Here is a 13,271-nt window from a genome sequence, read left to right as displayed (position 1 = left end):
CATGGCGGTATCACAACCTCTACCCGACCAGCCGTGCGGCGCAGAATATCTGCGTGCCGTGCTGCGTGCGCCGGTTTATGAAGTCGCTCAGGTGACGCCTTTGCAGGTCATGGAAAAGATCTCTTCCCGGCTGGGTAACACCATTCTGGTGAAAAGGGAGGACCGCCAGGCTGTCCACAGTTTTAAACTGCGCGGGGCGTATTCGATGATCGCCAGCCTGACCGAAGACGAGGCCGCACGCGGCGTCGTCACGGCGTCAGCGGGCAACCACGCGCAGGGCGTCGCATTGTCGGCCACCAAAAAAGGCATCAAATCGCTGATTGTGATGCCGGTGGCGACAGCCGATATCAAAGTCGATGCGGTGCGTAATTTTGGCGGCGAAGTTTTACTGCATGGCGCGAATTTCGATGAGGCGAAAGCCAAAGCGATCACGTTGTCGCAGGAACAGGGCATGACGTTTGTGCCCCCGTTCGACCATCCGGCGGTGATCGCCGGACAGGGCACGCTGGCGATGGAACTGCTGCAACAGGATGCGCATCTCGATCGCGTTTTCGTGCCTGTCGGTGGCGGCGGTCTGGCTGCCGGTGTGGCGGTGCTGATCAAACAGCTGATGCCGCAGATTCAGGTGATCGGTGTCGAAGCCGAAGATTCTGCCTGCCTGCGCGCGGCAATGGACGCCGGTGAACCGGTGGATCTGGCGCGTGTCGGGTTGTTTGCCGAAGGCGTGGCGGTGAAACGTATCGGCAACGAAACCTTCCGTCTGTGCCGTGAATATCTGGATGATGTGATCACCGTCGACAGCGATTCCATTTGTGCGGCAGTGAAAGATTTGTTCGAGGATGTGCGCGCAATTGCTGAGCCTTCCGGTGCGCTGGCGCTGGCGGGGCTGAAAAAATACGTGCAGCAGCACAACATCCAGGGCGAACGTCTGGCGCATGTGCTTTCCGGCGCGAACGTGAATTTCCACGGCCTGCGTTATGTGTCAGAACGCTGCGAGCTGGGCGAGCAACGCGAAGCACTGCTGGCGGTGACCATTCCTGAGCGTAAAGGCAGCTTCCTGAAATTCTGTCAGCTGCTGGGCGGCCGTTCGGTGACGGAGTTTAACTACCGTTATGCCGATGCGGACAACGCCTGCATATTTGTCGGCGTGCGTCTGACGCGCGGGCATGCCGAGCGTCAGGAAATCATCGCTGAACTGAACCATGACGGTTATCAGGTTGTGGATTTGTCCGACGATGAAATGGCAAAACTTCATGTGCGTTACATGGTGGGCGGGCGTCCGACTAAGCCTCTGCACGAGCGGCTTTACAGCTTTGAATTCCCGGAATCGCCGGGCGCATTGCTGAAATTCCTGCACACGCTGGGCACGCACTGGAATATTTCGCTGTTCCATTACCGCAGCCACGGCACCGATTTTGGTCGCGTGCTGGCGGCGTTTGAGCTGAACGAAGAAGAGCCGGAGTTCGAACAGAACCTGTCGGCGCTGGGCTATGACTGTCACAACGAAAGTGATAATCCGGCGTTCCGCTTCTTCCTGGCGGGCTGATAAGACAAACGGGACCCTGAAAAGCGTCCCGTTTTTTATTGCCTGAAAACTCAGAGTAACTGCCAGAACGCGTCGATCAGCGGCTCGTTCAGACGTTTTTTCTGCACGCAGACGCCCAGCTCCAGCGGCGCGCCGAGCGTGACGTTATCCAGAACAGAAATACGGTTGCGCACCGGTTCCGGGCTGTTATCCACCACCACGGAGGGGATCAGCGCGATGCCGCAACCCAGCGCGACCATCGACACAATGGCTTCATGGCCGGACACCGTGGCGTAAATCAGCGGATTGCTCAGGCGGTTACGTTTGAACCAGACGTCGATGCGTTTTCGTGCGGGACCGTGTTCCGGCAGGATAAACGGAATCTGCGACCAGTCCGGATGCGGCTCGCTGACCTGCGTACGGACAGCGCAAGGCAGGGAAGGGGAAATCAGGATCATCGGGATTTCGCCGATCTGTGTGAAATCGACGCTGCCCGGCAGACTTTCCGGACGACCGGCGATCGCCAGATCCGCTTCGGTGGACTGGACTTTCTCCACCGCATCGGCGGCGTCGCCGGTGGTCAGTTTAATTTCGACCAGCGGATGTTGCGCGCGGAAACGGTCAAGGATCGGCGGCAAATGGCTGTAGGCGGCGGTCACCGAACAGAACAGATGCAGTTCGCCGCTCAGCGTCGGCCCGTGCTGGTCCAGCCCGCTGCGCAGTTGCTGATAATGCAGCAGTGTCTGCTGGGCAAAATTTTTGAGTTGTTCGCCCGCACTGGTCAGCTGCACCGTGCGGTTATCACGCTGAAACAACGGCTGGCCGAGTTCTTCTTCAAGCCGCTGGATCTGGCGCGACAACGTGGACGGGCTGACATGCATCGCCTTCGACGAACGGCCAAAATGGCGGCTTTCCGCCAGATGTAAAAACAGTTTCAGATCACGTAAGTCCATAACGGCTATCCAGCTTTTGAGTTTCACAGGAAGCAAACGAAGTATATTGCAGAATCTGCAACGTCATCTTCGTAATATATCAATTTAAGCAATGTGTCGCATGACATATAGTGAATTCACGGCGTTCACCGGCTCACCGGTGAAACAAAAAATAACAGCACTTACCTCGATAGAACGGAGCAAGACATGGCTAACTATTTCAACACACTGAACCTGCGTCAGCAGCTGGCACAACTGGGCAAATGCCGCTTCATGGGTCGCGATGAATTCGCGGACGAAGCCAGCTACCTCAAAGGTAAAAAAGTGGTGATTGTAGGCTGTGGCGCACAGGGCCTGAACCAGGGTCTGAACATGCGTGATTCCGGTCTGGATGTGTCCTACACCCTGCGTGCAGAAGCGATTGCTGAGAAGCGTGCTTCATGGCGTAAAGCGACCGAAAACGGCTTTAAAGTCGGCACCTACGAAGAACTGATCCCGCAGGCTGATCTGGTGGTTAACCTGACGCCAGACAAACAGCACAGCGCGGTGGTAAAAGCGGTTCAGCCTCTGATGAAAGACGGCGCAACCCTGGGTTATTCCCACGGCTTCAACATCGTTGAAGTGGGCGAGCAAATCCGTAAAGACATCACCGTAGTGATGGTTGCCCCGAAATGTCCGGGCACCGAAGTACGTGAAGAATACAAACGTGGTTTCGGTGTACCTACACTGATCGCGGTTCACCCGGAAAACGACCCGAAAGGCGAAGGCATGGCGATTGCCAAAGCCTGGGCAGCAGCCACCGGCGGTCACCGTGCGGGCGTTCTGCAGTCTTCCTTCGTGGCTGAAGTAAAATCTGACCTGATGGGCGAGCAGACTATCCTGTGCGGTATGTTGCAGGCCGGTTCTCTGCTGTGCTTCGACAAACTGGTTGCTGACGGCGTTGATGAAGCCTACGCAGAAAAACTGCTGCAATTCGGCTGGGAAACCATCACCGAAGCGCTGAAACAAGGCGGCATCACGCTGATGATGGATCGTCTGTCCAACCCGGCGAAACTGCGTGCTTATGCGCTGTCCGAACAACTGAAAGAGATCATGGCGCCACTGTTCCAGAAACACATGGACGACATCATCTCCGGCGAATTCTCCAGCGGCATGATGGCTGACTGGGCGAACGACGACAAAAACCTGCTGACCTGGCGTGAAGAAACGGGCGCAACCGCGTTCGAAAACGCACCACAGTTCGACGGTAAAATTTCCGAGCAGGAATACTTCGACCACGGCGTTGTGATGATTGCGATGGTGAAAGCGGGCGTTGAACTGGCCTTCGAAACCATGGTGGCGTCCGGCATCATCGAAGAATCGGCTTACTACGAATCACTGCACGAACTGCCGCTGATCGCCAACACCGTTGCACGTAAGCGTCTGTACGAAATGAACGTGGTTATCTCTGATACCGCTGAATACGGTAACTACCTGTTCGCTAACGCTGCCGTACCGTTGCTGAAAGAGTTCATGACCACGCTGCAGGCAGGCGATCTGGGCAAATCAGTGGCTGAAACGCAGGTTGATAACGCGCAACTGCGCGACGTTAACGAAGCGATCCGCAATCATCCAATCGAGTCAATCGGCCGCACTCTGCGTGGCTATATGACCGATATGAAGCGTATCGCCGTCGCAAGCTGATCCCCTTCATACTTCAAGTTACAGATGCGTTGGCTGCGTTCGGTCACCCGAATCACTTACTTGAGTAAGCTCATCGGGATTAATGAGCCTCGTCCCTGAGGCTCACCCTGCGGGCCAGCGCGAGCGCTGTTCAAATCGGTTCCCGACCGATTTGTCATTCACTTGCCACCTTCCTGCAACTCGAATTATTTAGGGTTTTCGGAAGATAAATAAAAAGGGCACTGCATGAAAATGCGGTGCCCTTTCTTTTGGTTCTGGCTGAAGCAGAACTTAGTTGCGGTACAAAATCTTAATGATGTGGTAACCGAACTGAGTGTGCAGCGGGCCTTGTGGCTCGATCAGTGGTGCTGAGAAAACCACTTTATCGAAAGCCGGCACCATTGCGCCTTGCTTGAATTCACCTAAATGGCCGCCTTTCTTACCTGACGGGCAGGTAGAATGCTTCTTAGCCAGTTTCTCAAAATCGCCACCGTTCTTCAGTTGTTCCAGAAGATCAAGCGCCTGTGCTTCTTCCTTTACCAGGATGTGCATTGCTGCGGCAGTTTTTGCCATGATAAGACCTTTTTTGCGAGAGTGTTTCCAGACGCGTAATGTAACATCTGAAACGGCGCGGGGGGAATCCGGCCTGCGTTCCGGGATAAGAAATTGCGCTGTAAAGCCAGTCAATCTCAGCCGACGTTTCTGCTACAATCGCCGTCCTTGTCCATCAGGTGAGCAAAAATACGCCATGCGATTAAACCCCAGCCAACAAAACGCCGTCGAATTCGTCACCGGACCCTGCCTGGTTCTGGCGGGGGCTGGCTCCGGCAAAACCAGGGTAATTACCAATAAAATCGCACACCTGATCCGTGAATGTGGCTATCAGGCACGCCACATCGCGGCGGTAACTTTTACCAATAAAGCCGCGCGCGAAATGAAAGAGCGTGTCGCGCAAACCCTGGGCCGCAAAGAAGCACGGGGCTTGCTGATCGCCACATTTCATACGCTTGGGCTGGAAATCATCAAACGTGAATTTGCCGCGCTGGGGATGAAATCCAATTTTTCCTTATTCGATGATCAGGACCAGCTGGCGCTGCTGAAAGAGCTGAGCGAAAAATGGCTCGAGAACGATAAGACATTGTTGCAGCAGTTAGTGTCGACGATCTCAAACTGGAAAAACGATCTGGTTGATCCTTCCCATGCTGCCGGTCTGGCGCGATCAGAACGCGATCAAATCTTCGCGCACTGCTACAGCCTTTATCACGACCATATGCGCGCCTGTAATATTCTCGATTTCGATGACCTGATCCTGTTGCCGACGCTGTTGCTGCAAAGCAATGAAGAAGTGCGCGAACGCTGGCAGAACAAGTTGCGCTATCTGCTGGTGGATGAATATCAGGACACCAACACCAGCCAGTACATGATGGTGAAACTGCTGGTGGGCAACCGCGCGCGTTTTACCGTGGTGGGGGACGATGACCAGTCTATTTATTCATGGCGCGGGGCGCGGCCGCAAAACCTGGTGCTGCTGAAAGAAGATTTTCCGCAGTTGCAGGTCATCAAGCTTGAACAGAATTACCGTTCCTCGCAGCGTATTCTGAAAGCGGCCAATATTCTGATCGCCAATAACCCGCACGTGTTCGAGAAGCGTCTTTTCTCTGAACTGGGATATGGTGAAACGCTGAAAGTGGTGACGGCCAACAATGATGATCACGAAGCTGAACGTGTGGTCGGTGAACTGATTGCCCATCACTTCATCAATAAAACCGCGTATGGCGATTATGCGATTTTATATCGCGGTAACCACCAGTCCCGCCTGTTTGAAAAAATGCTGATGCAGAACCGCATCCCGTACCGCATTTCCGGCGGCACCTCGTTCTTCTCACGTCCGGAAATCAAAGACCTGCTGGCTTATCTGCGTGTGCTGACTAACCCGGATGATGACAGCGCCTTCCTGCGCATCGTGAATACGCCGCGTCGTGAAATCGGGGCGGCCACGTTACAAAAGCTGGGCGAGTGGGCGAATCAGCGCAACAAAGGGCTGTTCAAAGCCAGTTTTGATATGGGGCTGGGGCAGTATCTGACCGGGCGCGGACTGGAATCCCTGCAACGCTTCACGCACTGGATGGGGGCTGTTTCTGAGCTGGCCGAACGCGAGCCTGTCGCCGCAGTGCGGGATTTGATCCACGGTATCGACTACGAAAGCTGGTTATTCGAAACCTCGCCCAGCCCGAAAGCGGCAGAGATGCGCATGAAAAACGTCAATCAGCTGTTCAGCTGGATGACGGAAATGCTGGAAGGCACCGATCTGGATGAGCCGATGACGCTCACTCAGGTGGTCACGCGCTTTACGTTGCGCGACATGATGGAGCGCGGCGAGAACGACGAAGAGTTGGATCAGGTTCAGCTGATGACCCTGCACGCCTCCAAGGGGCTGGAATTCCCTTATGTGTATCTGGTTGGCATGGAAGAAGGTCTGTTGCCGCATCAGAGCAGCATCGATGAAGACAACGTGGATGAAGAGCGACGTCTGGCGTATGTGGGCATTACCCGTGCACAGAAAGAGCTGACATTTACTCTTTGCCGCGAGCGTCGTCAGTACGGTGAACTGATCCGCCCCGAACCGAGCCGGTTTCTGCTGGAATTGCCTCAGGACGATCTGGCCTGGGAAAGCGAACGGAAAGTGGTCAGCGCCGAAGAACGCATGGTGAAAGGCCAAAGCCATCTGGAGAAAATCCGCGAGCAACTGGCAAAAGCCAGGGGCGGCAATTAGCCAAAAGCCACTGAACATGAGCTATAAAAAAGCAGAGGCTGATCACTCAGTCCTCTGCTTTTTTTATGATTTTCAGACCAACGCGTTACTGTTCTTCGACAAACAGCGGCCAGTGGACATAACTCTGCCAGTGACTTTCCTGCTCTAATTCTTCTGCGCGCAGCGGATGCTGTTCCAGCCAGCCCTGCGGCACAATCACGCTCAGTTCATCATCATTGGCGCGCAAACGCACCGCAGGCAATGTGTCGTCGCGACGGCGGCTGGCAAAGATAATCGCCAGTCGCAGAATGCGACAAAGACGCTGTGCCTGACGCGGTGGCACGGCGTTTTGCTCATTGAGCAACGGGATGTCCAGGGTGTTGTTCTGGTTTTGCAAAAGCGTCGCCAGCAGTTTTTTCTGTGCCGGTGTGAAACCCGGTAAATCCAGATGACGGATCAGATAAGCTGCGTGATGGGGCGCTTTCTTAAAATCGACACTCAGCCCAATTTCGTGGATCAGGCAGGCGCTGTTAAGCAGTTCGCGTGCCCGCGCATCCAGCTTCCATTCCTGCGCCACCTGCAAAGAAAAGTTCTCGGCGAGCTGTGCCACGCGCTCGGCCTGCTCGTTATCCAGCAGGTAGCGGCGTTGCAGATTACGCAGCGTACGCTGGCGGATGTCCTGTTCGATAGGCAAATGCAGCATGCCGTAAACCAGACCTTCGCGCAGCGCGCCGCCCGCCAGTGTCATCATTTCGATGTTCAGCGTTTTGAAAATGGCGATCAGAATAGAGAGTCCGCTCGGGAAAACCAGCGCACGTTCGAGGGTAAGTCCTTCAATCTCCAGCTCTTCCAGCTTGCCGCACTGGATGGCGCGCTGTTTGAGTTGCTGAAGTTTAGGCAGCGTGATGCGTTCGTCCATACCCTGCGCGACCATGATTTCCTGCAAGGCCTGCACGGTTCCGGAAGCGCCGACACAAATCTGCCAGCCATTGGCAATCAGCTCCGGTGCCACAGGCAGGATCATATCGATTGCCGCCTGCTCGGCCTGATCGAAGTTTTCTTTTGCCAGATTGCGGTCGGCAAAATAACGTTCCAGCCAGGTGACGCAGCCCATCGACAGACTGAAAAGCGTGGTGGCTTGTGCGCCGACGCCGGTCACCAGCTCGGTGCTGCCGCCGCCAATATCGACGACCAGACGTTTATCCGGGCCACCCGTTGTGTGGGCAACGCCGTGATAAATCAGACGTGCTTCTTCTTCGCCGGTAATGACCTGAATCGGACAGCCGAGGATTTCCTGCGCTTTGCCCAGAAACTCGTCGGCATTGCTGGCCAGTCGCAACGTTGCGGTGGCAACGACGCGGATCTGATCGCGCGGGATATCCTGCAATCTTTCAGAAAACAGCTTCAGGCATTGCCAGCCCCGTTGCATCGCTTCCTGAGAAAGCAGGTTATGTTTATCCAGACCGGCTGCCAGACGCACTTTGCGCTTAATTCTGGCGAGGGTCTGGATACTGCCTGCCACCTCACGCACCACCAGCATGTGAAAGCTGTTAGAACCCAGATCAATCGCTGCATACAGTGAGGTGGAACTTAGCATAGGTTATCAGCCCGGACGTTTACGGTTGCTACGTGGTGCACTGCTGCGACGTGAAGACGAATTGCTGTTGCGACGCGGGCCGTTACCGGTGCGCGTGCGGGCAAGACGTTTTGCAGGAGGCAAATCAGTTAACAGCGCATCGCTGTTGTATTTACTGACCGGAATGCTGTGACCGGTGTAAGTTTCAATCGCCGGCAGATTCAGGGCATATTCTTCACAAGCCAGGCTGATGGAATGGCCACTCAGACCCGCGCGGCCAGTACGGCCAATACGGTGAACGTAATCTTCACAGTCGTCAGGCAAGTCGTAGTTAAAGACGTGCGTCACGGCAGGAATGTGCAAGCCACGGGCAGCAACGTCAGTCGCGACCAGAATGTCCAGCGTGCCTTTGGTGAAGTCTTCCAGAACGCGCAGGCGTTTTTTCTGTGGGACATCGCCGGTCAGCAAGCCAACGCGATGACCATCGGCAGCCAGATGGCCCCAGACGTCTTCACAGCGGTGTTTGGTATTGGCGAAAATAATGCAGCGATCTGGCCATTCTTCTTCAATCAGCGTCTGCAGCAGGCGCATTTTTTCTTCATTTGAAGGGTAGAACAGCTCTTCCTGAATACGGTGACCGGTTTTTTGTTCCGGTTCGATTTCGATCGATTCGGCATTATTCATGTTTTCAAACGCCAGCTCTTTCACACGATAGGAAAGCGTTGCTGAGAACAGCATGTTCAGGCGTTGATTAGCAGGTGGCATCCGGCGGAACAACCAGCGGATATCTTTGATGAAGCCCAGATCGAACATACGGTCTGCTTCATCCAGCACCACCACCTGAATCGCGCCCAGGTCGATGTGGTTCTGTTTGGTGTAATCGATTAAACGGCCAGTGGTTCCGATCAGGATGTCCACGCCGCTTTCCAGCACTTTAAGCTGTTTGTCGTAACCGTCGCCGCCATAGGCCAGACCTAATTTCAGTCCGGTTGACTCAGATAATGCTTCGGCGTCGGAATGGATCTGCACCGCAAGTTCGCGGGTAGGTGCCATGATCAAGGCACGCGGCTGGTTAGTCTTACGACCTTCCGCAGCAGGGTGAGAAAGCAGATAATGGAAAGTAGACGCTAGAAAAGCCAGCGTCTTGCCGGTACCGGTTTGCGCCTGACCTGCAACATCACGCCCAGCGAGCGTGATTGGCAATGCCAATGCCTGAATAGGAGTGCAGTAATGGAAGCCTTTCTTTTCAAGGGCTTCTACTGCCAGCGGGTGCAGGGCGAAGTCGGAAAACTTCTGTTCGGTCAAGTGTGTTTTGCTCATAGTGTGGTAGAATATCAGCTAACTATTGCTTTACGAAAGCGTATCCGGTGAAATAAAGTCAACCTAATGTTGGTTAATGCTACATCAACAAGGTAAAGATAATCCTTTGGAGTAAACATGAGCGATAAAATTATTCACCTGACCGATGACAGTTTCGACAACGACGTATTGAAAGCCGAAGGGCTGGTGCTGGTCGATTTCTGGGCAGAGTGGTGCGGTCCATGTAAAATGATCGCTCCGATTCTGGATGAAATTGCCACTGAGTTCGAAGGCAAGCTGACCATCGCAAAACTGAATATCGATGAAAACCCAGGTACTGCACCTAAATACGGCATCCGTGGTATTCCTACCCTGCTGTTATTTAAAGGCGGCGAAGTCGCAGCAACTAAAGTTGGCGCACTGTCGAAAGGTCAGCTGAAAGAGTTCTTAACAGCTAATCTGTAATCGGTCGGGATGACCAAAGCCAGGTGTTTAGCGGGCTGCCGTGTTTTTCACATTGTCCGCTAGACGCCTGTCAAGAAGCATGCTAAGTTTAGACTTACTGCAAATAGAGCTTACCTGTAGTTTGATTCTTACGTTTTACTCTGTTGTGTCAAAAACATCTGCCTGATAGTTTCTTTGAATAATAATTAAATTGAACTGGCACTGTGCTTGACCATCTAACGGTTTTAACAAAATCGGCTTTAAGACACCTTCAATATCAGCACTGCCCCTCAAGAATCGCCCGCGAGCGACTACCTGCGGCTGGATTTTCGGGCTGTTATTTAAGTGTCATACAATAAACAGGCATGGATGACCCTGCCATACCCATTCACGACAGATGTTCGAGACATACCCCGAGTTTAAGAACCCACCATTATGAATCTTACCGAATTAAAGAATACGCCGGTCTCTGACCTGATTGCACTCGGCGAAAATATGGGACTGGAAAACCAGGCCCGCATGCGCAAGCAAGACATTATCTTTTCAATATTGAAGCAGCATGCGAAAAGCGGAGAAGACATCTTCGGTGATGGCGTACTGGAGATATTGCAGGATGGATTTGGTTTCCTCCGCTCCGGAGACAGTTCCTACCTCGCAGGCCCCGACGACATCTACGTATCTCCAAGCCAAATCCGCCGCTTCAACCTTCGCACTGGCGACACCATTTCCGGTAAAATCCGCCCACCTAAAGAAGGTGAACGTTATTTTGCCCTGTTGAAAGTTAACGAAGTTAACTACGACAAACCAGAAAACGCCCGCAGCAAAATCCTGTTCGAAAACTTAACCCCTCTGCATGCAAATTCACGTCTGCGTATGGAACGTGGTAACGGTTCAACAGAAGATTTGACCGCTCGCGTACTGGATCTGGCCTCCCCAATCGGTCGCGGCCAACGTGGTCTGATTGTGGCTCCGCCGAAAGCCGGTAAAACGATGCTGCTGCAAAATATCGCGACCAGCATTGCGTACAACCATCCTGATTGCGTACTGATGGTGCTGCTGATCGACGAACGTCCGGAAGAAGTGACCGAGATGCAGCGTCTGGTGAAAGGTGAAGTGATCGCTTCCACCTTTGACGAACCGGCATCCCGTCACGTTCAGGTCGCCGAAATGGTGATCGAGAAGGCGAAACGTCTGGTTGAGCACAAGAAAGACGTGATCATTTTGCTGGACTCCATTACCCGTCTGGCGCGTGCCTACAACACCGTGGTGCCTGCGTCCGGTAAAGTCCTGACCGGTGGTGTCGACGCCAACGCCTTGCACCGTCCGAAACGTTTCTTCGGTGCAGCACGTAACGTGGAAGAGGGCGGCAGCCTGACCATCATCGCGACCGCACTGGTCGATACCGGTTCTAAAATGGATGAAGTTATCTATGAAGAATTTAAAGGTACCGGCAACATGGAATTACACCTGGCGCGTAAAATCGCTGAAAAACGTGTCTTCCCTGCCATCGACTACAACCGCTCTGGTACCCGTAAGGAAGAGCTGTTGACCACGTCCGAAGAGCTGCAAAAAATGTGGATCCTGCGCAAAATTATTCATCCGATGGGTGAGATTGATGCGATGGAATTCCTCATCAACAAGCTTGCTATGACCAAGACCAATGACGACTTCTTCGACATGATGAAACGTTCGTAATTTGGTGTAAAAGTCAGACAAACGCCACGCACAGTCGTGGCGTTTTTTGCTTTTGGTAGCTACCATAACGCTACTTTGGCGAGATCATCAGGTTATTCGGATAATAGCTGATGGTTTTTCCATTGCCCTTTCTCTATCGTGTCGGCAAATTGCCCGGCAATAGGGCAACAGATAAGGTATTGCCTGAGACAAAACCATAACTGTCACCATAGGATGTGTTGCAAGGCTATGAAGTTAAAAACTTTTTTGCTCTCAAATCCACGCACCTTATTTTTGCAGAGATCTCTTAACTGTGAATTTACTCAATATGAGTACTGAACTCGTCTTCGTTTTCCTGTTTTCATTCCTGTTTTTATTCGTCGCCAGGAAGATGGCGAATATCATCGGTCTGGTCGATAAGCCCAATTACCGCAAGCGTCACCAGGGGATGATCCCACTGGTCGGCGGCATTTCTGTGTACGCAGGGATCTGCTTTACCTTTTTGATCACGGATTACCGCATTCCTCACTCTTCGCTGTATCTGCTGTGCGCCGGGTTGCTGGTCTTTGTCGGTGCGCTGGATGACCGCTACGATATCAGTGTCAAAATTCGTGCTCTGGTGCAGGCCGGCGTGGCTGTTGCGATGATGAGTTGTGCCAATCTTACCTTGCGCAATCTCGGGCATATTATCGGCCCGTGGGAAATGCTGCTGGGGCCATTTGGTTATCTCTTTACCCTGTTTGCTGTCTGGGCCGCGATAAACGCCTTTAATATGGTGGATGGTATCGATGGCCTGCTTGGCGGCCTGTCTTGCGTCAGTTTTGGCGCGATGGGTATCGTGATGTATGACAGCGGGCACATGGAACTTGCGTTGTGGTGCTTCGCCATGATTGCCGCCACCTTGCCGTATATCTTGCTGAACCTGGGGATTCTGGGGCCGCGTTATAAAGTCTTTATGGGGGATGCGGGCAGCACATTGATAGGTTTCACTGTCATCTGGATCCTGTTGCAAAGCACGCAAGGCGAGTCACATCCGATGAATCCGGTGACCGCACTCTGGCTGATTGCGATCCCCCTGATGGACATGATTGCTATCATGTACCGTCGTCTGCGTAAGGGCATGAGCCCGTTTTCGGCCGATCGTCAGCATATTCATCATCTGATCATGCGCGCCGGTTTTACTCCCCGTCAGGCCTTTGTTTTGATCACCTTATCAGCGGCGATACTGGCTGCTATCGGTGTTATTGGTGAGCATCTTTCCTTTGTGCCTGAGTGGGTCATGCTTATCCTGTTCTTCTTCGCATTCCTGCTTTACGGGGTTTGCATAAAACGCGCCTGGCGTGTTGCGCGGTTTATTAAACGGATAAAAAGACGCTTTCGTCGCTCGACCGTTTGTTAATCTTTCTC

At 53.3% G+C, this 13,271-nt stretch carries 10 protein-coding genes; 6 read left to right on the top strand and 4 right to left on the bottom strand.

Annotated elements, in window-relative coordinates; all coding sequences use genetic code 11:
• Position 1 precedes the first annotated feature (1 nt).
• Positions 2-1,546 carry a threonine ammonia-lyase, biosynthetic gene (gene ilvA / locus J9880_RS06875; protein WP_095924176.1) on the top strand — a complete coding sequence of 515 codons (1,545 nt, stop codon included), beginning with the start codon at positions 2-4 and terminating at the stop codon, positions 1,544-1,546.
• A 50-nt stretch (positions 1,547-1,596) separates the two neighbouring features.
• Here the strand turns inward: ilvA and ilvY are convergent, their stop codons facing one another.
• Positions 1,597-2,478 carry an HTH-type transcriptional activator IlvY gene (gene ilvY / locus J9880_RS06870; protein WP_095924177.1) on the bottom strand — a complete coding sequence of 294 codons (882 nt, stop codon included), beginning with the start codon at positions 2,476-2,478 and terminating at the stop codon, positions 1,597-1,599.
• Between the two features lie 186 nt (positions 2,479-2,664).
• Here ilvY and ilvC point away from each other — a divergent pair, with 186 nt between their 5' ends.
• Entirely contained in the window at positions 2,665-4,140 is a 1,476-nt protein-coding gene (gene ilvC / locus J9880_RS06865; RefSeq protein ID WP_056772344.1) for a ketol-acid reductoisomerase, read from the top strand.
• A 270-nt stretch (positions 4,141-4,410) separates the two neighbouring features.
• On the opposite strand, the gene ppiC is transcribed toward ilvC, so the two are convergent.
• Positions 4,411-4,692, bottom strand: a complete 282-nt coding sequence (gene ppiC / locus J9880_RS06860; protein WP_015690589.1) for a peptidylprolyl isomerase PpiC — start codon at positions 4,690-4,692, stop codon at positions 4,411-4,413.
• A gap of 175 nt (positions 4,693-4,867) precedes the next feature.
• On the opposite strand from ppiC, the gene rep reads away from it, so the two are divergent.
• The gene (gene rep / locus J9880_RS06855; RefSeq protein WP_232770249.1) at positions 4,868-6,892 is read left to right on the top strand and encodes a DNA helicase Rep; all 2,025 of its coding nucleotides are present in this window, start codon (positions 4,868-4,870) and stop codon (positions 6,890-6,892) included.
• Between the two features lie 85 nt (positions 6,893-6,977).
• Here the strand turns inward: rep and gppA are convergent, their stop codons facing one another.
• On the bottom strand, positions 6,978-8,468 hold the full coding sequence (gene gppA, locus J9880_RS06850) for a guanosine-5'-triphosphate,3'-diphosphate diphosphatase (protein ID WP_131694295.1): 1,491 nt from the start codon (positions 8,466-8,468) through the stop codon (positions 6,978-6,980).
• A 6-nt stretch (positions 8,469-8,474) separates the two neighbouring features.
• Positions 8,475-9,767, bottom strand: a complete 1,293-nt coding sequence (gene rhlB / locus J9880_RS06845; RefSeq protein ID WP_119822797.1) for an ATP-dependent RNA helicase RhlB — start codon at positions 9,765-9,767, stop codon at positions 8,475-8,477.
• Positions 9,768-9,884: 117 nt separating this feature from the next.
• Here rhlB and trxA point away from each other — a divergent pair, with 117 nt between their 5' ends.
• The 3 genes from trxA (at position 9,885) to wecA (ending at position 13,263) form a co-directional block, all read left to right on the top strand.
• The gene (gene trxA / locus J9880_RS06840; RefSeq protein WP_013577537.1) at positions 9,885-10,211 is read left to right on the top strand and encodes a thioredoxin TrxA; all 327 of its coding nucleotides are present in this window, start codon (positions 9,885-9,887) and stop codon (positions 10,209-10,211) included.
• Positions 10,212-10,625: 414 nt separating this feature from the next.
• Entirely contained in the window at positions 10,626-11,885 is a 1,260-nt protein-coding gene (gene rho, locus J9880_RS06835) for a transcription termination factor Rho (protein ID WP_013577536.1), read from the top strand.
• 292 nt (positions 11,886-12,177) lie between these two features.
• Complete coding sequence (gene wecA / locus J9880_RS06830; RefSeq protein ID WP_095924181.1) at positions 12,178-13,263, top strand: UDP-N-acetylglucosamine--undecaprenyl-phosphate N-acetylglucosaminephosphotransferase; 1,086 nt, start codon at positions 12,178-12,180, stop codon at positions 13,261-13,263.
• The last annotated feature ends 8 nt before the right edge of the window (positions 13,264-13,271 follow it).

The sequence above is a fragment of the Rahnella victoriana genome, assembly GCF_021276285.1.
Taxonomy (GTDB): domain Bacteria; phylum Pseudomonadota; class Gammaproteobacteria; order Enterobacterales; family Enterobacteriaceae; genus Rahnella; species Rahnella victoriana.
The sequence above is the reverse complement of the archived record's forward strand: the minus strand, read 5'-3'. Positions and strand labels throughout refer to the sequence as shown.